Here is a 19933-nt window from a genome sequence, read left to right on the forward strand (position 1 = left end):
ATGTTCCACAGACTAATAGAATATTTATGAAGGGAATCAATTCAATGTCTAAATTTAAACGGGGGCTGACGCTTGGCGGCATCGGCGTCATGACAGTACTTCTGAGTGCCTGCAAACGCGCAGCCACCACTCAACTCAAGCCACCGACCGGCTTTTTCGGGATGTTCTATGACTTTATTGGTAAGCCGCTCCAAAACTTGATGGGCTGGATCGCTAACGACCTGCTGAAAGGGTCGGCTAGCGGCTACGGGATTGCCATTGTGCTCATCACCCTGGTGGTCCGACTGGTGCTTTTGCCGTTGATGCTGAATCAGCAAAAGAACATGACCGCTTCCCAGGAAAAACAGCGCGTGCTGAAGCCGCAGCTTGACCTCATTCAAAAGCAAATGAAAAAGCCTGGCATCACGCAGGAAGAACAGGTTAAGTTAAACGGCTTAATGCAAGATGTTTACCGCAAAAATGGCACCAGCATGATTCCTTCCATGGGCTGCTTAACCATGTTGATTCAGCTGCCAATCTTCTCGGGCTTGTATCAGGCCGTTGCCTACTCCCCGGAAATTTCCAGCAGTAAATTCTTCGGCATTGCATTGGGCCAGTCCAGCATGGTCATCACCATCATCGCGACCCTACTGTATGTTGCCCAGTCCTTCATCATGCTTCAGATGTATCCGCCGGAGCAGCGCAAGCAAATGCAAACCATGTCGATGATGAGCCCGCTGATGACGTTCTTCTTCTGTATGATGTATAACGCCGGTTTGGGGCTTTACTTCCTTGCTGGTGGGGTCATCGTTCTGGTGCAGCAAGTCATCGTCACCTACGTCATCACGCCTGGTATTCGCAAGCGCATGGATGCCGAGCTTGCCGAGAACCCACCGGTGATCGTGGTGGATGAACACACATTCGATGTTCAGCCTGCAAGCGCCCCGGTCGAAGCCGCTTACGACGCTGACGCCGCTGCGGCTGATGATGCCAAGCCGCGTTCGCACCACGGCCGCAATGCTGGCAAGCAGCACTGCCGTTAATTGCAAACGCAAAGAGGAGGTCACTTCACATTGAAGTGGCCTCTTTTTTTGGCCAAAAACAGGGCGGAGACATGGTCTCCGCCCTGTTCGTCTATTTGGCTTTCGGTTCCCGCTGGTCGGTTTGGATGACTTCCACGCTGACGCGCCGCATGATGCGCAGGAGTTCCTTGACATCATGCTCACCGATTATATCCACCCACCCATAGAAACGCTTGTGAATCGCTTCGTTGATTTGACGGGTAATCTCGGTGCCTTCCGGCGTGAGACTCAGATACAACCGGCGCCGGTCCCCTTCATCGCGGGTTTGCACGATGTAATGGTGATCCAGCATGGTTTTGATTTGGCGGGAAATCGCTGCGCGGGTGACCCCGCGATGCTTGGCCACATCCGAAATGGCCAACCGATGACCAGCGTGCAAATCACGCATGATTAAAAATTGTTCAAATGACAGATGAAACTTCACTGTGGGGACGGACACCAGCTCACTGACATACTTAAAACTGGTCAGATACACCTCAATGTATTCATCCAACAACGTTTGCGTTGCCATGGGCCGTCCTCCTTTTTTCCTGCCGTTAGTTAAGTTTAGCCTACCACATTTTCGCTGTCGACGCTTTGACTGCGGCGCGGTAGCCAGAGGATGACCCCGACTAAGGCGGCAATGCCTAACAGCACAATCCAATCAAGCAGCGAGGCGGTTTGCAGGCCATTGATGGCACTGTTAAACAAATCAAGCGCATAGGTGCCTGGAAGCAGATAGCGCACGAACCGGTAGAAGCCGGACAGCATCGCGCTTGGCAGCAAGCCACCAGAGGCGATCAATTGAAGGAACAAAATGACGAGTGTCGCCAGAACGCCGAGCGTGCCGAACCAGCGGTCGAAGGCGAAAATAATCATGGTGAACAAGCCCCCAGTGGCAAATAAGGCTAAGAAGTAAACCAATGGACTGGCAATCGCCACGCCCATTGCCGCCGTTAACAAGGCAATGCCCAGGGCTTGCAAAGCCACCGCCAAGGCCACCACTGCCGCGCGCTTAAGCAGCGGCTGGCTGGCAAAGGACTTGCTGTATCGGCCAAAGCCCAGTTCAGTGAGCAGGGCCGCGATGAAGGCCACCATTAAAATCACGACTGGGGCCAGCACACTGAGCAGTGGCTTGGCCAGCGGATCAGATTGAGTTTGGTTGGCGACTGGAGAAACGAAATGAGCCACATTCGCGCTTCCAGTGTTCAGGCCTTTGACCTGACTAGCCCCTTCGCCGAGCTTGACGTTAAGCTCCGTGACCCCGGCAGCCACTTGCTTGCTGCCATCTTGCAGTTGAGTCGTGCCATCGGTGTACTGAGTCAGGCCATCAATCAGGCCCACCTGGGTCTTGGTACCAGTGAGTCCAGTGTAGAGCTGAGCCAAGCCGCTGTGCAGTTGATCCAGGCCGCCGCCGAGCTGAGAAGAACCGTCAGCCAGTTTGGTCGCCCCTTGCACCGCGCCCATGGTGCTGGTGGTATTGCCGGTGCGGGTCAAGCCTGCTTGCACTTCATTCAGGCCGGCAGTCAAGGTGTTAATCGCTTGCCGAACACCGGCAGCCAGAGCTGGCGCGCCATTTTGCTTGTCATTCAGCTGGTTAACCCCGGCTTTTAAGGTGTTCATGTTGTTGTGTAGCGTGGTCAGGAGTTCGCCCAGAGCGGGCAGCGCCGCCCCAGTTTTGGTCAAGGCGTCTTTCATCTTCATGGCGTGAATGCCGCCGACCATCAACTGGGCGGCAACAGCATTCATTTCCTTTTCGCCAGACTTCATCGACGTTTCCACGCCGAGCAATTCTTTCAGCTTATCAGGGTGCGTGATAAAGAATTTCATGACGCCGCTATCACTCATCATTGAACTCTTGAGATCCGTCAGAGCGGCCCCGACTGAGGTGAAGTCGTTACCAGCCGCCTTGAGCTGGGAGGCTGCAGAGTTAGCCGCAGTTTGATCAAAAATCGCTGCGTTCAACCCCACTAACCCTGCTTGCAAAGCCTTGGCATTATCGCCCAAGCCTTGCACGTTGGCGGCAATGTCGCCATCCAGCTTAGTCATTTTTGGATCATTGACCCCAGCCGCTAATTGCGCGGTGCCGTTGGTCAAGGTGGTCAACGCTTCGTCCAGCCGGGCGAGGTCTGGCGCACCAGATTTCAGTTGCCCTTGAATTTGCGCAGCCGCTTGCCGCAAACTGGCGGCCAAGGTCGTTGCGCCGCTGGTGACTTGCTGGTTCCCGGCGAGCAACTGATTATTGCCATCGATGATTTGTTCAACCCCATCGGCCATTTGCACCGCGCCGCCGGTCAGCGTGTCATTGTTGGCCGTCAAGGTCTCAAAGCCATCGCTGATTTGATCGGTACCGGCTTTGAGCTGCTGGGTGCCGTCATGGGCCTGATCGACCCCATCGGCCAGCTGCTTAATCGCCGCCAGCGCGGTTGCATCATAAGCTTGTTGCACATTTTGGACCACCTGCGCCTGCAGCTTTTCGGCCACAGTTTCGGTAATCATGTGCGACGCGAAGTTGTTATGCGCAGAGAGCGCGACTTGAATCGTGCTTTTCTGCGGATTCTTCGCCAACGCTGTCGTCACGTTGCGGGAAAAGTCCTTAGGCAGCGTCACCTTCATCAGGTAAGTGCCGTTTTTCAGATTCTTGTCGGCCACCGCGGCAGAAACAAAATGCCACGTCACGTCCTTGTTATGCTTGAGCTTCGCTTGGACGTCTTGTCCGGCGTGGACGGTTGTGTCCTGGAACGTCGCGGACTGGTCATTGTTCACTACTGCCACATTGATGTGCTTCGTCGAATTGGTTTGCTCATAATCGACAAACTGAAGCGCAATGTAGAGCACTAGCAACGGGATCAACACGATCATTGCGAGTAATAACGCAAAGCGACCCCGAGATTTAAGAGCTTGCATGTCTGATACCACCTGAAAAGTTTTTGTCAATGGTATATATTGTCAATGCCATTGACATATTGACGATTTTACTGAAAATCAAGGCGATGTCAATGCACAAGCCTTAAAATAACAGCCAAGACAACGCGCTACTGCCAAATAAAAACCGGTGTGACAGGTTTTGTCAGCGCCGGTGGTGGTTATAAATTACTTTTGATTTGATCGGTAGCAGTGCCTTCAGCCTCTTTCTGCTTGGCTTCTTCGGCGGCACGGAGCGTCAACACCTCATCATAAGTGATGGTGGGCAGCTGAATGCGGAACACCGAACCGGACCCCACCACGGAGTCGACTGAAATCGATCCGTGATAGCTTTCAATCAGTTGCTGGGCAATCGACAGGCCTAACCCGTTACCGCCTTTCTCGCGGCTGCGGGCCTTATCCACCCGGTAGAAGCGGTTGAAGACGCGTTCGCGGTCCTTGGGGGTAATGCCTTCGCCGAAGTCTTGCACCGCCAGGGCCACGCCGTCACTATCCAGCGCCGCCGAAACATGCAGCTCTTTGCGGTCACGGGAGTACTTGACCCCGTTATCCAGCAAGATGATCAAGATTTGCTCCAAGTGGTTGCGATACATGCGGACGTACACTTCCCCTGGCAAATCATTGTCTAAGGTGAACACAAAGTCGGGATGAATCATCCGAAAATCATTGACCACTTGTTCGACGGTTTGGTTAAGGTCCGCCGTTGCATTGGGGAACTGAACATCCACTTGGTCGGCGCGAGTCAGCTCCAGCATTTCCTGAATCAGACTCTTCATCCGCTTCACTTCTTGCAGGGAAGCGGTCAACGATTCATCGAGCACTTCAGGGTCGTCTTTCCCCCAGCGGTTCAGTAGCTGCAAGTGCCCTTCCAGCACGGCCACCGGCGTGCGCAGTTCATGCGACACATCCTGCACAAACTCGCCTTGCTGATCGATGAACCGCTGAATGCGATCCAGCATGCCGTTAAACTCATCCACCAGGTCAGACAACTCGTCATTGCGCTGCAGCGGCGGAATCCGCACACTGCTTTGCGGCTCGTCATTGACCCCATCGATGGTGTTGGTGATCAGCTTAATCGGTTTCAAGAACCGCCTGGCGAGGAAGAAGCCAACCAACGTGGACACCAGAAGCGCGACTGCCGCCAAGGCTGCGATAATCTCCCAAATCTGCTTCATCGTGGCGTAAAACGCCGTCATGTGATCAGTGATCTGCAGATAGCCAATCATTTTGCCATTTTCGCTGGACACGATCGGTGCGCGAGCCAACATGCCGCGGAAGCGACCGTTATCCACCATTTTGATGGTGGTATGTTTGACTGTGGTCAGCGGTTCGTCACTTTCCCGCGAGGTGAAAATTTTGTGGCCATCGCGATCATAAATGGCGAGCGACATATCATCGCGGGACACTTTTTGAATCACGGAATCGTCAAACACACTCCCCTGTGCTTGCCCAGTAATGGAACCATCTGGCAAACGGGTTTGACTGCTTGATTCAATCCGTGGGAGCACCGTTTCATGGGTCAAGTTTGTCGTGACTGGGGCCAGCCGCAACTCGACGGCACTAATCGTTTCCTTGATGGTGCCTTGCTCCTGATTGATCAAAATCTGACGCATCAGGGTGACCAGCATCACCGAAAAAACGATAAACGTGAAGAAGATGCCCACTGCAACAACGGCTGTCCACTTGAATGCAAGGGGCAGCCGTCGTTTGGTATGAGGCTCAGGCTGGTCTGCCATTAGGAGCGCATCACGTAGCCGGTGCCCCGAACCGTCTGAATGTAGCTAGGTTCCCCTGGCCGATCGATCTTATTGCGGATATAACGGACGTAAACGTCCACCACGTTGGTTTCAACATCTGAGTTATAACCCCAGACCTTGGACAACAACACGTCCCGGGCCAACACGACGTTGATGTTTTCCATCAGGGTCAAAAGCAGCTCATATTCGCGCTTGGTCAGCTCGATGATGTCATCCCCGCGCCGCACCACACGATTTTCCTTTTCGATGGTCAAATCACGATACGTAATCGTCGTTTGCTTCGCCGCGTTATGTTCGCCTTCGATGCTGATGCGCCGCAGCAGCGCGCGCAGCCGCGCCAGTAATTCTTCAATGGCAAAAGGCTTCACGATATAGTCATCAGCCCCATGATCCAACCCGGAAACGCGATCAATCACGGAATCCCGCGCCGTCATCATGATGATTGGGGTGTTTTTGACCTGCCGCACGCGCCGGCAAACTTCCAGCCCATTCAGCTCTGGCAACATCAAATCAAGCAAGATGGCATCCCAGTCCTCTGACAAAGCCGCCTCCAAGCCAGTCCGGCCGTTAAAGTGTACGGCCGTTTCATACCCTTCATGCTTCAATTCGAGTTCAACGAAGCGCGCAAGGTTTTTCTCATCTTCAATAATTAAAATTCGGCTCATGACGTGTACTCCTTAATCTCTTGTGCTCATCAGGCCACTTCTCATACTGGAGGGACCCAACGGTAACTTTTTCTCATTCTTACATTTGCTTTGTCATTCTACCATAGTTAACAGGCAGATGCTATCACATCAGTTTCTAACTTTCTCATCCTTAAGGAAACTATGAGAATTAAGAATATTTGGTATTGGTATATACCGTTATTCTATCCGTTGTTAATGGTACCTGTAAATTTTCTGATGGTATAGTCCAATGGCCAAAAGAAAAGACGTTACCGCCTCAACCAACTGGTCAGGCGGTAACGTCTCTATAAACCGTTTATTGTTCGGTGTACCAGGAGTAATGGAAAATCCCGTCACGATCCACGCGCTGATACGTGTGGGCACCGAAGTAGTCACGCTGCGCTTGGGTCAGGTTGGCTGGCAAGACGGCACTGCGATATTGATCGTAGTACGAAATGGCAGCGGCAAAGCCTGGCACTGGCACGCCGGCTTTAACGGCGAAGCCAACCAAGTCACGGACACTTTCTTGATAGTTCTTGGCAATGTCCTTGAAGTAGTCATCCAACAGCAGGTTCTTCAAATCAGGAGCCTTGGTGTAGGCATCCGTAATGTTTTGCAAGAACTTGGCCCGAATGATGCAGCCGGCCCGCCAGATCTGAGCCAGTTCGCCGTACTGCAAGTTCCAGTCATAGTGCTCTGAGGCCACGCGCATCTGCTCGAAGCCTTGGGCATAGCTCATCAGCTTAGAGAAGTACAAGGCCTTGCGAATGAGTTCAATCGTCGCCTTTTTATCTTCAAAAGTGACGTTGCCCACTGGCTTTGGCAGCACCTTGCTAGCCGCCACCCGTTCGTCTTTCATGGCACTGATGTAGCGCGCATAGAGGGATTCGGTGATGACACTTTGCGGAACGCCGAGTTCAGCGGCAGACTGGGAAGACCACTTCCCGGTCCCTTTATTGCCGGCAGCATCCAAAATCATATCCACCATTGGCTTGCCGGAACCCAGGTCGTCTTTACGGGTCAAAATGTCGGCGGTGATGTCAATCAAGTAAGAGCTCAGTTCGCCTTCGCTCCATTCCTTGAAGACGCCAGCGATTTCGTCAACCGACATCCCCAGCATGGTGCGCATCACATTGTAGCTTTCAGCGATCAATTCCATATCGCCATATTCAATGCCGTTGTGCACCATTTTGACATAGTGGCCCGCGCCATTCGGGCCGATGTAGGTGACGCATGGTTTGCCATCTTCGTCTGCTTTAGCGGCGATTTGTTCAAGAATAGGGGCCACCAAATCGTATGCCTCTTTTTGACCGCCTGGCATCAAAGAAGGTCCTTGCAAGGCGCCAAGTTCACCGCCGGACACGCCCATGCCGATGAAGTTAATGCCAGATTTGTCCAGTTCCTTGCTGCGGCGCATGGTGTCTTCAAAGAAGGTGTTCCCACCATCGATCAGCACGTCACCTTTGTCCAGCAGTGGGAGCAATTCTGCGATCACCGCATCGGTACCGGCACCCGCTTTGACCATCATCACAATGCGCCGCGGCTTTTCCAGTGAGTTGACAAAATCTTCAACTGTGTAGCTTGGGACCAAATGCTTTTCTGGGTGATCCGTGACCACTTTTTCGGTTTTGCTGCCAGTACGGTTGTAAATCGCGACTGTGTAGCCCCGGCTTTCAATGTTCAGGGCCAGGTTTTTACCCATGACCGCCATGCCGATAACGCCAATTGTTGGTGTTTCCATTAGATTGCCTCCTAAACGGTATTAGAAGCTGCCGTTATTATGAATTCGTTTAAAAGCCATTACATGGTTATGTTAGCAAAGTTGGCGTCAGTTTTAAAGTGACGCTGGCCAGTTACTTTTGCTTGTCATCATCATCAGGAAACAAGCCTTTAAGCTTTTCAAACGCTGGATTCGGGCGGTCTTGCTCCTGCTCTTTGGCAAAGTCATCCTCGCCCATGACCGTCCAGTTGTCGCCTTTGGGCATAATGCCTTGCGCTGCTTCTTCCGGGGTCAGCACCTGCATCGGAATACTCAAGAGCACATGGTCGGCAATGGCCGGGTGCAAATCCAGGGTGTCACCGTCAAGGTCCAGCACCAGCTGGCCATCTTCGTACTTGTCTTTGTGTCTTTCATCGGTGAGATACACTTCACTAAAAGTGAAATCTAGCGGCAAAACCACCGGCTGCAAACTCCGGGTGGACGGCACCGTCAGCTTACCGCCTAACGTCACGCTGACCAAAATATCACCATCATCGAAGCTGACATAACCGTCAGCCTTCACTGGCGTCACGTCGAGAATTTCGGGATCGCGTTCCATCAGCTCCTGCTTCAAATCCAGGGTCTCGGTGAAATGCAGTGGCGTCTGGCGGTATTTGGCCAGCTCACTTAATGTCCATTTAAGCATATTGTCTCCTTATTTCATCAGGGGGATGCGGCCATAATTTTGGCGCGTTCCCACCAGCGTTTCATATAAATTATCCGCTCGCTGCTGCGCATACATCATGCCGCCTGGCGCAATCATGTCAGCGGCCACCTTGGTAATCAGAGGGAGCGAGACCTCTTTCTTAACCGCATTCAGATAGGCTCGGCCGGCTGGAGTAAACCCTAGGACATGTAAATAGCGATGGGCAGTGGCGTCAGCCATGACGGCCCTAGTCAGATTCAACGTCACATACAGACACAGCCGCCTCATGCGAGCAAAGGTGTAGCGCTTGGATTTGATTTGCGCCATGTAACCAGCAAAATCCTTAGCGCCTGCCAGCTGCTGCGTCAGGCGATATTCCAAACCTTCACTCATGGTGTAAACTTGCCGGAGCGCCGCGAGATCGGCGGTTTGCAGGCGATAGCGCAGCAGTGGAAACAAGTCATCCCAAGTCTGGAGCCGCTTTGCCAGCCCTGAGGCCATGGCAGGCGGCACCAGCGCCGCAACCGAATCCCCTGCCGCTACCCGCCGGCGAATCGCACTGCCGCTGGCAAAATTGCCTTGGGCTTGAGCCGCGTCATGCCCTGCCCCTTGGCGGGCAAAAGCCAATAACTTCATTGGTTGTGGTTGCGCCAGCGCGGCTTGGGCATAACTCAACCCCAGCAGTAAGTTCGGCGCAGTTAAGCTCACACCAGCCGTTTGCTGATAATAATGATTCAGCTGCGTGGCATAAGTTTCGGTGAAGTCTTGAAACAAGTTTTTACTGGGCGGCGCCGCGGCCACGGCTTGCGCCAGCCCCAGATAATCAATCTCTGGCGCCTCGCTACCAAAAGCCAGCTGGTCCACGCCCAGTGCTGTCAGTAGCGCCACCGCGCCTGCCGCAAAGCCGTCCGCCGCCTGCACGGCATCGGTGGTGGGCAGCTCCACCACCACATCCGCGCCGCTGACTAGTGCGGCCTCAGCGCGCGTCCACTTGTCGATTAGAGCAGGTTCACCGCGCTGCACATAGTTGCCTGACATCACCACCACCACCACATCGGCTTGGCCCAACTGCCGCGCTTGGTGCAAGGCATAGACATGGCCATTGTGGAGCGGGTTGAATTCAGCAATCATTCCAACCGCGCGCATATCATCCCTTCTTTGCGTGAAAGAACCAGCGAGTGCTATCAGGTGCCACCGCACCGGTGCCAAAATCTGCGGTCACTTCAATGTCTGTAAAACCGGCAGCCTTGAGCGCTTTTTCGTAGTCGGCAATCGGGTAAGTGCGCTCCTCATGGGTTTCGATCAGCGGATGATAGGCATCGATGGCTTCATCGTAAACGAAGAACGTCAAATCATGGGAAGCCGAATGTGGCACCTCACCAGCGTAACTATGCCACAAAAAGGCATAATCCTCGGTCTGGTAATTGTACATGTAGCCTGGGAACAGGTCGTCCATTTGATGCAGCGAGTGCGCATCAAACATGAAGTCCCCACCTTGCGGCAAATGGGCCGCCACCTGCTTAAACACTGCCGTCACACTGGCCAAATCCGGCATGTAACAAATCGAATCATCAAAGCAAGTCACCACCGGGTATTCCCCCAGCGCGCTTAAATCGCGCATGTCGCCTTGAATCAGGGGCAACTGCAGGCCCTTGGCAGACAGCTTGGCATCGGCTAACGCCAACATTTCGTTGGACAAATCAAAGACGGTCGGCTGATAGCCGGCCGCCGCCAATAACCCAGCCAAGCTGCCGGAGCCGCCGGCGAGCTCAAGCACTGGTTGCGGCGCCACGCGCGCCTGTACATAATCGCGCCACTTCAGATACAGGGACTCGTCCATCAAGGTGTCATACACCTGCGCAAAGGTGGCGTAAATCATGCGTTGACCCAGTTGGAAACGTCAACCAGTGGCGCTTGTTGCCACAGCTTTTCCAAGTTATAGAATTGCCGTTCTTCTGGGGTGAAGACATTGACCACGACATCCCCGAAGTCCATCAAAATCCACTTGGAGTCTTTGTTCCCTTCGATGCGCGGATCAACGCCACCTGCGGCTTTCACCTGCGTTTCAATTTCATCGACAATGGCTTGCACTTGGCGCGTTGAGCCGGCACTCATGATCACAAAATAATCCGCCAGCAAGGAGACCTTGGTCATATCCAAGGCCACAATGTCCTCGGCCCGTTTTTCATCAGCCGCGTGAACGGCGGTTTGCAGTAATGCTTTGGTATCCAGAATAAACCCTCCTTAAGGTGAGGCGCAGGTTAGGCCCGCGCTGCTTGTGTTTTCTTCAAAAAGGCATTATAGGTCAGCAACGTTTTCGGATAAACCGTCAGCTCGCTGCCAATCAAGTATTGCAGTGTATTTTTCATTTCAATGAAGCTGGCCAGCTCGAGATTGGTCTCAGCGGCCTTGCGTGCTTGGACTTCTGCATCTAAAGTACGAGCAGGTTCAATGAAGTCAGCAACGAAAATAATTTGATCCAGCACAGTCATCTCAGGATCGCCGGTGGTATGGCGCTCAATCGCTTGGAGCACCTCATGATCCATGATGCCGGTTTCGGTTTTGATGAACCAAGTACCAACAATGCCGTGCCAGACACCGCGATTATACTGGAGCAACGCCGGATCAAAGCCATTTTCAACAATTACACGGCGGTACTCTTCCACCGGAATCTGCTTGGCATAGTCATGCAGCAGACCGGCTAAACCAGCGCGATCCACATCGGCATCGAAGCGTTGCGCTAGCTGCCGGGCCGTGGTTTCGACCCTCAGACAGTGCTGAAAGCGGGCGTCATCTAGCCGATTTTGCAAATGATTGAGCAGCTCAGTGCGAGACAAGCCTTGCGTGAGGCTTTGCGGATATTCAATGTTCGTCAAGATACAACCCTTCTTTCTCGATATAATTCCGGACACAATCTGGCACCAGATAACGGATGCTTTGTCCGGTTCTAATTTTCGTGCGAATCTGACTGGAGGAAATCTCAATGGTGGGGGCATCGACCCAGGTAATCGGATACGGACTAGTGGGCGCAAAACCGCGGCGCTTGACGCCGACGAAATGCACCAGCTTTAGTAGTTCATCAATGGCGCGCCATTTGGGCAAGTAATTCACCATATCGGCGCCGATGATGAAGTAGTAATCGGTGTCTGGATGGGCTTTAGTGAGCTGGCGCATGGTATCAATGGAATAGCTGACCCCGCCACGTTGCACTTCAATCAATTCTAGCCCAAACATGGGATTGTCGTGAATTGCCGCTTGTAGCATCTCAACGCGCTGTGGCGCCGGGATGGCTTCTTTATGATCGACATGTGGCGGCAAATTGTCCGGCATGAACAGGACTTTGCTCAAGCCCAATTGCGTGCCCACGGTTTCCGCCATGATCAAATGCCCCAAGTGGACGGGATTAAAAGTGCCACCCAGCAGGCCGACTTGTTTGCGCCGTGGCCCCAGAATCTGTTCACTGACCTCTTCGGTGATCACCGGTTGGCTCAGGTGTGTTTGCAGCGTGTTGGTCACAGTCTCACCCCAATTTGGCCACTTCGACAGACAGCTTCTGATGCTCTTCCTTACTGGCCTTGCGATACATCAACACCGTCCGACCAATGGTTTGAGCGACCTGGGCGCCAGGAATGGTGCGGGCTAAGAAGGCCCCGACCTGCGCCGGCGTTTCCTCTGCCGTTTGGAGCAGAGAAATCTTAACTAATTCGCGGGCTTCCAAGGCTTTGGCCACCCCATCCACGAATTGATCTGAAAGCCCATTTTTACCCAGTGACACTAGCGGACGCATGGTGTTTGCGCGGCTGCGCAAAAAGCGTTTTTGTTTTCCTGTTAACATGCTGACCTCCTAAATCAAAGCCTTGCGCAATAAGACATCGACCCCTTCCGGCGCATAGCCGGCAACCATCGCCCCGGCCGGGACAACCACCCAGCCGAGTCCGGCAATCACAAGATCGGATTTTTCCTTCGGCGTAAACTCAAAGCGCGCCAGCGGCGGGAAAGTCGCCAAATCTTCGGCCCGCGGCGGACTGAGTAAGTCCCCGCGATGCTTTTCGTAAAAGGCATCCGCATTGGCCAGCTTGGTCCGGTGGAGCAGTAGCTGATTATCGGCATACACCGTGAAGCCTGCCTTCGGTCCCCGCAAGTAATCAAAGCGCGCTAACCCAGCAAAGAATAACGTCTGGCCAGCGTTAAGCTGGAACACTGTTGGGCGAATCGGCTTCGTGGGCGCCACCAGCTGGAGATCCTTGGGATTAACGTAATGCGCCATTTGGTGGCGGTGAATAATCCCTGGGGTGTCAATCAAGAAATGCCCATCCGCCAGCGGGATCTGAATGCGGTCCAGGGTCGTGCCGGGAAAACGCGAGGTGGTGATTAAATCGCCCATTCCATTTTCATCTTTAATGATCCGGTTGATCAAGGTCGACTTGCCAGTGTTCGTCACCCCGACCACATAGACATCACGATGCTCACGGTACTGTTCAATCAGCGCCAGCAGGTCATCCAGATTGCGACCTTTCTTCGCGCTGGTTAACAACGTCGCCACCGGCCGCAAGCCTTGAGCATGAGCAGCCTGGGTCAACCAGTTGGTCACGCGCCGCTCATTAATGGATTTGGGTAAGACATCAGCTTTGTTGCCGACCAAAATCACCGGGTTGTCACCGACGAAGCGATGAAGGCCAGGAATGACACTGCCATTAAAGTCAAAAATATCAACCACATTGACAATCAAGGCGTCGCTTTCCCCAATTTTATTCAGTAAGCGCAAAAAATCGTCGTCGGTCAATTCGACTGGCGCGATTTCGTTGTAGTGCCGCAAGCGGAAGCAGCGCTGGCAATAAATATCCTCGCCGGCATCCGCCTTGGCTAAACTGCTGGCCGGCAAGTAGCCAGCAGCTTTGGGATCGGTCGTTTGCAGCTTGGCGCCGCAACCAATGCAATAAAGCGCGTCATCAGTGTTTGCCATTCAATTCCTCCGCATAATCGATGAGATGGTGTTTGTTCATTCGTTTCATAATGCGCCGCTCAAAAAAGCGGTTAATGCGTGTATTCCAGGCGTCTGTTTCAATCAGGGGCTGGACCAAGATGGTGCGCACCCCTGCCGTGTTGCCGCCAGCGATATCGGTCATTAGTTGATCACCAACCATGACCACCTCGGCTTTCGTCAAGCTGAGCTGGCGCACCGCGCGATTGATGCCAGTGGGTAGTGGTTTCAACGCCCGCGAAACAAAGGGCAGTTCCAATTTAGCCAAGGCGCGCGCAATGCGGTCAGCATTGTTGTTGGACACCACCATCACCGTGATGCCGGCGTTTTTCATTTCGCTAAGCCACTGCCGCAGCTGCGGGGTACCGTCTGGATTGTTCCAGGCGATCAAGGTATTATCTAGATCCGTCAACACCGCGCGAATCCCTTCTCGTTTCAATTGTGCTGGGGTCAGATTATAAATCGCTTTGATTGCCCATGTCGGTTCAAACAGTGCCACCAGGCCGCCTCCTTATATGTTCCATAGTCCTTAATAGTATAGTCGATTTAAGCGCGAAATGCACGACAGGCTGCGGAGGTCGGCGGGCTTAGTCCGACGAGTAGCCTTTCTAACGCATGTCAGTCTGTACGCGCTCTGCGCTACAGACTGAGCAAGCCTGAAGCATTGCCAGCGTTTTTTGCTGGCGAGGCTTCAGGCGTAGCTAATCGCTCGGACGTTGCCGACCGTAGCGCAACTAGGCTGTGGAGTGAGGCCGCCCATAGCCGGATGAGTATGGGTGTTGCTGACGGGTAGAACAGCCTCCGCCGCCATGGGCTGGAACGTGGTGGCCAGCGCTTTGAGCCTCTGCGAGTCTCAAAGTCGCGGCTTGTTCTAAGCCAACCAAAACCGTTGGCTAAGAACAATTTCACCACTGAGCCCATGCCGGCTCCGGCTGTTCTGCCCTACACTGGTGGTAGCTTGCCATAAGCGCCGCATGTCCCAAAAAGTGTCTACGTTCTGACCGCAGTTTCTTCATGTCATTTCGAGGACCCTGACACCAACTCTCGGAGCTGGTGGCGAAGCACATCGTTCGCACCTTCGCTTCTACGGCGTTAATATAAAAGTGATGACCTTGGCTATATTTGGCGACTGCGATATACTTATTATTAATAAGTAATTAGGAGGCATGAGGCATGAACTATCCCTTACACCATGTTTCACTTTTGACCGGGGATGCAGCGGCGACGGTCACTTTTTACACGCAGCAACTTGGTTTACGGCTGGTCAAGCAAACTGTGAATCAAGAGAACTGGCGCATGCCGCATTTGTTCTTCGGGGATGCCCTGGGCACACCGGGTAGCGTCGTCACTTTCTTTGTCATCGATCATCTTGGACCGCGCTACGATGGCACCAGTTTTATGGACACCCTGGCGTTGGCCATCCCCACTGGTAGCGCCGCTTTTTGGCAGCAGCGACTGGGGGGCTTGATGGTGCGGGATCCTAATGGCGTGACCGTCACCTTAGTGGAAACTCCAGCACACACTCAGGCGCCAGTCGAAAATGAAATTCCAGCGGCTAACCAAATTAGCGGCCTGGCTGGTAGTGCGCTGCGAGTCCCTGACCCGAAGGCAACGAGGCAGTTTTTCGCCCAACTACTAGCCCTCCCTGCGTTTGGCGGTGATCTGCAGCTCGGCCCAGACACCATCGCGATTACCGCTAGTCAGGTGCAAACCAAACATCGCTTTGGCCGCGGTAGCATCGATCATATTGCCCTAGCCGTGACCGATGCCGATCAGCTTACAGTTTTGGCCAACCGTACCGAAGCGGCTGGTGGCCAAATTGAAAAGCGGGCCGACCGTGGCTGGTTCGAAAGTTTATATGTCAAAGAACCGGGTGGCAATCGTATCGAATTCGCCACCACCGTGCCTGGGTTCACCTTGGATGAGCCAGCGGCTACTTTGGGAACCACGCTTGGCTTGCCGCCATTTCTGGAACCGCATCGGGCAGATATTGCGGATGGCGTGCCGCAGCTACCACTCCTACCGGTGCACGCATGATGCGACATGAGCGGTTCCAGGCTGGTGCAGCTGACCAGCCAACTTTACTCTTGCTCCATGGTACTGGCGGTACGGAAGATGACTTAATGCCGATTGGTCATTTTCTGGCGCCGCGCGCCAACTTACTCAGCCTCCGCGGCCAAGTCACCACTCAGGGGCGCACCCAGTTTTTCGCCTCATCCGCTGACGCGGCAGCCATCGAGACCCAAGTCTCTTGGCTCGCTGAAACAGTGCAGGCCCGCTGCGGGCAGTATCAGTTGAACCCGCAGATGGTGATTCCAGTCGGCTATTCCAACGGCGCGGATTTTGCCCTAGCGGCATTAGGCGTGGCATCACCATTCCCAGCCGCAGTCCTGCTGCATCCCACTACCCCGCTGCCGTTAAAGTTGCAACTGGCAGGCAAAGCACTTTGGGCGTCACATGGCACCCATGACGACAAGGTCAGTGCAGGCAATTTTGCGGATTTAACCCAGCAAATCAGGGCCAGCGGCGGCCAATTAACCGTGTTTCAGCATGATCAACGGCACAATCTCAACATCACGGAACTGCGCCAGGCCAAGGCGTGGCTCACTCATTTCATGGAGGTGACACAATGATTCGTTTTGGCTTTAATCGCTATGGGACTCCTCAAGTTTTTCAAGTCCTGGAGAGCGACCCGCCGCAACCCAAGCCAGGTCAAGTTCAGCTTAAAGTGCTAGGCTTCGGCCTCAATCCCTATGATGCTTCGCTGCGCCGCGGTGAACAGGCGGCTTTTCGCAAACTCAGCTTTCCCATTGTCCCTGGCACCGATGTTTTAGGCGAGGTCACGCAACTCGGTGAAGGCGTCACCGAGTTTGCCGTGGGGGATGTGGTGATTAATTATCGCCCCATTGGCGGTTATAGTGAATACGTCACCGCTACTGTGGGCAAAGTGATCAAAAAGCCGACCGCGCTTGATGACGCCGCTGCCGCTGGCCTAGGACAGGTGGGCATTGCCGCTTATTCCATTCTCCAGCAACTCAACTTAAACCCTGGGCAAACCCTAACAGTGCTTGGGGCCAGCGGCGGGGTCGGCGCCCTACTGGTACAAATGGCCAAACACGAGGGCCTGCACGTACTCGCCATTGCTGGCTCGGCCAGTCAAACCTATCTTGAAAGCCTCGGGGCTGATCAAGTCGCCACCTATGATGATGCGCCAACCCTGCCGGCCTCTGATGCGACCGTGAATGCCATCAACGGCGGCGATGACCACGGCTTAGGCGGCATCCTCACCAAAGCTGGTGGCACCTTGCTCACCACCGCCTACCGTACACCAGATGTGCAGGGTAGAGCCCTGAAGCTCATCCAGCTTGGCGATGACCGTCCCGCTAAGGCTGAGGTGGTTCTGCCATACTTAGCGGAACTGGCGTCGAGTACCGAGCTCTCGGTTCGGATTGCCGAACGCTTGCCATTTTCGCTGGCCGGGGTCGTGCAAGGCCATGAACTGCTGGCAACGCACCATGCCGCAGGCAAACTGGTGGTCTTACGCTAAGTGAATGACGCAAAATGCCCTCACATGAAGTGAGCGCATTTTTTGGTTAATCAGCATATTGATTAGGAATCAGCTGGGTGTGTTTAATCTCATCGATATTATGCGCCCCAGTCAGCTGCATCGCGATGAGCAGCTCATTTTCCAATTCCTCAAACACGGCCTCAACGCCTTGACTGCCACCTAGCGCTAAGCCGTAAATCACCGGCCGTCCGATGGCCACTAAGTCCGCGCCACTTGCCAGGGCTTTGAACACATGCATCCCGCGACGGACGCCAGAATCAAAAACAATCGGTACGCGTTTGGCCACGGCTTTGGCGACCACCTGCAAGGCGTCAAAGGAAGCTACCCCACCATCGAGCTGCCGCCCCCCATGGTTAGAGACCCAAATGCCATCAGCGCCGGCGCGAATCGCTATTTCCGCATCGGCAGCGGTTTGCACCCCTTTGACATACACCGGCAGCCCGGAATAATCCTTAATAAAGGCGATATCACGTGGTCCTAGGGCCTGCTTGGCAGACTTATAGACGGCATCCATCGTTTGGTCCTGCCCGTCTTGGTAGGGCACAATTGGCAACCCCACCGGGAAGGTGAAATGGTTGCGCTTATCCGCCTCGCGATAGCCACCCACCGTCGCGTCTGCAGTTAACACGATGACTTCGGCGCCATTGGCCTTGGCTGTATCGAGCATCTGCTTGGTCACCGCATCATCTTTACTCTGGTACAGCTGAAACCATTGCGGCTGATCACCGCGCTCAGCCGCTTGGGCTTCGTATGTCTCACTAGCGAACGAACTGATGGTGAAAATCGTCCCATGCTTAGCCACGCCGCGGGCCGTGGCCACTTCGCCTTGGGTATTGGCCAGCTTGTGGGCGGCGACTGGCGCCATGATGATGGGACTGGTCAATCTGTGGCCCATGAAGTCGGTATGCATGTCGGCGGGAAACGCAATTTTCTGCAGCACTCTTGGTGCCACCAACTGGTGATTAAACGCCTTGATATTTTCTTTAATGGTATAAAGGTCTTGCGCTCCGCTGGATATGTAACCATAAGCGCCCTGAGGAATCACTTTGGCCGCCGCTGCTTCCAGGTCAAACACATTGATGACATCGATGGGTGCTTCGGCACTACTGGTAACAAATGGTGTTGACATAATTTCCACCCCGTATCTGATTATTTGGTTTTGGACGATTAGTTTGCTTGCAATCGTTCTTACTGCCAGTTTATCAGGTTACGAAAGCGTTTTCTAGGCTTTAAGTTAAAAACTTCCAGCGAATGATCATTGCTGGAATCAAAAACGCCGCCTACGATGAGGCGACGTTTTGGTTTGGCTTTAGGCCAAAGCCTTCTTGGCGGTTTCTGCCAAGGCAGCAAAGCTGTCTGGATCAGCAATCGCGATGTCCGCAAGCATCTTGCGGTTCATGTCGATGTTAGCGACCTTCAAGCCGTGCATCAACTTGCTGTAGGAAAGACCATTGATCCGCGCAGCAGCGTTGATCCGGGCAATCCACAGGGAGCGGAAGTTACGCTTGGTAGCGCGACGATCGCGGAAAGCGTAACGATAGGAAACCATGACCTGGGCATTAGCTGCCTTGAACAACAGGTGCTTGGCGCCGCGGTAACCCTTAGCCAGCTTTAAAACCTTTTTACGACGTTTGCGTGTTACTGTTCCACCTTTTACACGTGGCATTTGAAATTCCTCCTCAAATCATTAAGCGAACTCGAAAGCGTGAAATTAGTCACGCAATTACTTCATCTGACTCATCATCTGGCGGATCCGCTTCATATCTGAGTGGGATACCAAACCTGACTTGCGCAGCTGACGACGCTGCTTCTTGGTCTTACCGTGGAAACGGTGGCTCGTGTATGCGTGGCCCCGCTTCAAAGCACCACTGGCGGTGCGCTTGAAACGCTTGGCTGATGCACGGTGTGTCTTGAATTTTGGCATGACTATTTTCCTCCTAATACTTATGTTCACCCAGTCGCAATGCGATCAGGTTGGTCGCCTACTTTTTATTCGGGTCGACCTTTGGTGCGAGCATCATGAACATGCTACGACCGTCCATCTTGGGACGGGCTTCGACATTAGCCAGGTCGCTAACAGCCTTGGCCATTTGTTCGAGGACTTTTTGCCCCAAGTCCTTGTGGGTGATTGCGCGGCCCCGGAACCGAACCGAAACCTTGACTTTGTCACCCTTCTCAAGGAACTTCGATGCGTTCTTAAGCCGAGTGTTGAAATCTGCTTCGCCAATCGTTGGGCTCAGGCGGATTTCCTTGATGCTGATGGTTTTTTGCTTCTTGCGTGCTTCGCGCTGCTTCTTTTGAAGCTCAAACCGAAACTTCCCGTAATCCATAATGCGGGCAACTGGCGGCTTAGCAGTTGGTGAAACAAGGACTAAATCCAAGTTTGCGCTAGATGCAAGTTCCATGGCGTCGCGCGTACTCTTGACGCCAAGCTGTTCACCGGTTTGAGAGATCAAACGCACTTCGCGGGCGCGAATCCCATCATTGACCATCACTTCTCGTGCTATGGCAGTTCACCTCCGAATTAATTTCGAGAAAAAGAGAATGCGGCGGAGCTCAGAAAGCCCCGCCGCATCGTTAAATACCGATCAT

The 19933-nt window shown here is 53.6% G+C and carries 22 protein-coding genes; 4 read left to right on the top strand and 18 right to left on the bottom strand.

Annotation, left to right across the window (positions count from 1 at the left end):
• Positions 1-44: 44 nt before the first annotated feature.
• Positions 45-1022 (top strand): membrane protein insertase YidC, encoded by a 978-nt coding sequence (gene yidC / locus JUF11_RS01975; protein ID WP_204118078.1) that lies wholly within the window; start codon positions 45-47, stop codon positions 1020-1022.
• Positions 1023-1113: 91 nt separating this feature from the next.
• Here the strand turns inward: yidC and JUF11_RS01980 are convergent, their stop codons facing one another.
• The 14 genes from JUF11_RS01980 to JUF11_RS02045 all read right to left on the bottom strand — a co-directional run bounded on the left by JUF11_RS01980 (position 1114) and on the right by JUF11_RS02045 (position 14275).
• A complete protein-coding gene (locus JUF11_RS01980) occupies positions 1114-1572 on the bottom strand; it encodes a MarR family winged helix-turn-helix transcriptional regulator (RefSeq protein WP_204118079.1) in 459 nt (152 codons plus the stop codon).
• 35 nt (positions 1573-1607) lie between these two features.
• Positions 1608-3947: a YhgE/Pip domain-containing protein gene (locus tag JUF11_RS01985; RefSeq protein WP_204118080.1), complete on the bottom strand. Its 2340-nt coding sequence runs from the start codon at positions 3945-3947 to the stop codon at positions 1608-1610.
• Positions 3948-4126: 179 nt separating this feature from the next.
• Positions 4127-5701 carry a sensor histidine kinase gene (locus JUF11_RS01990; RefSeq protein WP_204118081.1) on the bottom strand — a complete coding sequence of 525 codons (1575 nt, stop codon included), beginning with the start codon at positions 5699-5701 and terminating at the stop codon, positions 4127-4129.
• Positions 5701-6387, bottom strand: a complete 687-nt coding sequence (locus JUF11_RS01995; protein ID WP_125579537.1) for a response regulator transcription factor — start codon at positions 6385-6387, stop codon at positions 5701-5703. The genes JUF11_RS01990 and JUF11_RS01995 overlap by 1 nt, the downstream gene beginning before the upstream one ends.
• 316 nt (positions 6388-6703) lie before the next feature.
• A complete protein-coding gene (gene gnd, locus JUF11_RS02000; RefSeq protein WP_204118082.1) occupies positions 6704-8128 on the bottom strand; it encodes an NADP-dependent phosphogluconate dehydrogenase in 1425 nt (474 codons plus the stop codon).
• A 112-nt stretch (positions 8129-8240) separates the two neighbouring features.
• Positions 8241-8792, bottom strand: a complete 552-nt coding sequence (locus JUF11_RS02005) for a YceD family protein (protein ID WP_204118083.1) — start codon at positions 8790-8792, stop codon at positions 8241-8243.
• A 9-nt stretch (positions 8793-8801) separates the two neighbouring features.
• Positions 8802-9938: a nucleotidyltransferase gene (locus JUF11_RS02010; RefSeq protein ID WP_204118084.1), complete on the bottom strand. Its 1137-nt coding sequence runs from the start codon at positions 9936-9938 to the stop codon at positions 8802-8804.
• 1 nt (position 9939) lies between these two features.
• The gene (locus tag JUF11_RS02015; protein WP_204118085.1) at positions 9940-10671 is read right to left on the bottom strand and encodes a class I SAM-dependent DNA methyltransferase; all 732 of its coding nucleotides are present in this window, start codon (positions 10669-10671) and stop codon (positions 9940-9942) included.
• Positions 10668-11024 (bottom strand): ribosome silencing factor, encoded by a 357-nt coding sequence (rsfS, locus tag JUF11_RS02020; RefSeq protein WP_373305848.1) that lies wholly within the window; start codon positions 11022-11024, stop codon positions 10668-10670. Before rsfS ends, JUF11_RS02015 begins: the two co-directional genes overlap by 4 nt.
• 29 nt (positions 11025-11053) lie before the next feature.
• Positions 11054-11668, bottom strand: coding sequence for a bis(5'-nucleosyl)-tetraphosphatase (symmetrical) YqeK (gene yqeK / locus JUF11_RS02025; RefSeq protein WP_204118086.1), 615 nt, complete (start codon positions 11666-11668; stop codon positions 11054-11056).
• Entirely contained in the window at positions 11655-12308 is a 654-nt protein-coding gene (locus tag JUF11_RS02030; RefSeq protein ID WP_204118087.1) for a nicotinate-nucleotide adenylyltransferase, read from the bottom strand. The genes yqeK and JUF11_RS02030 overlap by 14 nt, the downstream gene beginning before the upstream one ends.
• Before the next feature lie 4 nt (positions 12309-12312).
• Positions 12313-12627, bottom strand: a complete 315-nt coding sequence (yhbY, locus tag JUF11_RS02035) for a ribosome assembly RNA-binding protein YhbY (protein WP_204118088.1) — start codon at positions 12625-12627, stop codon at positions 12313-12315.
• A gap of 9 nt (positions 12628-12636) precedes the next feature.
• A complete protein-coding gene (yqeH, locus tag JUF11_RS02040) occupies positions 12637-13755 on the bottom strand; it encodes a ribosome biogenesis GTPase YqeH (protein ID WP_204118089.1) in 1119 nt (372 codons plus the stop codon).
• Complete coding sequence (locus JUF11_RS02045) at positions 13742-14275, bottom strand: YqeG family HAD IIIA-type phosphatase (protein ID WP_204118172.1); 534 nt, start codon at positions 14273-14275, stop codon at positions 13742-13744. Before JUF11_RS02045 ends, yqeH begins: the two co-directional genes overlap by 14 nt.
• A gap of 671 nt (positions 14276-14946) precedes the next feature.
• Here JUF11_RS02045 and JUF11_RS02050 point away from each other — a divergent pair.
• From JUF11_RS02050 to JUF11_RS02060, 3 genes are read left to right on the top strand one after another with little or no spacing between them, the layout of a single operon-like run.
• Positions 14947-15810: a VOC family protein gene (locus tag JUF11_RS02050; RefSeq protein ID WP_204118090.1), complete on the top strand. Its 864-nt coding sequence runs from the start codon at positions 14947-14949 to the stop codon at positions 15808-15810.
• Positions 15810-16406, top strand: coding sequence for an alpha/beta hydrolase (locus JUF11_RS02055; RefSeq protein WP_204118091.1), 597 nt, complete (start codon positions 15810-15812; stop codon positions 16404-16406). The genes JUF11_RS02050 and JUF11_RS02055 overlap by 1 nt, the downstream gene beginning before the upstream one ends.
• Positions 16403-17320 carry an NADP-dependent oxidoreductase gene (locus JUF11_RS02060; protein WP_204118092.1) on the top strand — a complete coding sequence of 306 codons (918 nt, stop codon included), beginning with the start codon at positions 16403-16405 and terminating at the stop codon, positions 17318-17320. Before JUF11_RS02055 ends, JUF11_RS02060 begins: the two co-directional genes overlap by 4 nt.
• 46 nt (positions 17321-17366) lie before the next feature.
• Here the strand turns inward: JUF11_RS02060 and JUF11_RS02065 are convergent, their stop codons facing one another.
• The 4 genes from JUF11_RS02065 to infC form a co-directional block, all read right to left on the bottom strand.
• Entirely contained in the window at positions 17367-18470 is a 1104-nt protein-coding gene (locus JUF11_RS02065; RefSeq protein ID WP_204118093.1) for an alpha-hydroxy-acid oxidizing protein, read from the bottom strand.
• Positions 18471-18650: 180 nt separating this feature from the next.
• The gene (gene rplT / locus JUF11_RS02070) at positions 18651-19007 is read right to left on the bottom strand and encodes a 50S ribosomal protein L20 (protein WP_125582343.1); all 357 of its coding nucleotides are present in this window, start codon (positions 19005-19007) and stop codon (positions 18651-18653) included.
• Between the two features lie 57 nt (positions 19008-19064).
• Positions 19065-19265, bottom strand: coding sequence for a 50S ribosomal protein L35 (gene rpmI / locus JUF11_RS02075; RefSeq protein ID WP_125582341.1), 201 nt, complete (start codon positions 19263-19265; stop codon positions 19065-19067).
• A 58-nt stretch (positions 19266-19323) separates the two neighbouring features.
• On the bottom strand, positions 19324-19833 hold the full coding sequence (gene infC / locus JUF11_RS02080; RefSeq protein WP_125582339.1) for a translation initiation factor IF-3: 510 nt from the start codon (positions 19831-19833) through the stop codon (positions 19324-19326).
• Positions 19834-19933: the final 100 nt, after the last annotated feature.

The sequence above is a fragment of the Lacticaseibacillus suilingensis genome, assembly GCF_016861845.1.
Classification (GTDB): Bacteria; Bacillota; Bacilli; order Lactobacillales; family Lactobacillaceae; genus Lacticaseibacillus; species Lacticaseibacillus suilingensis.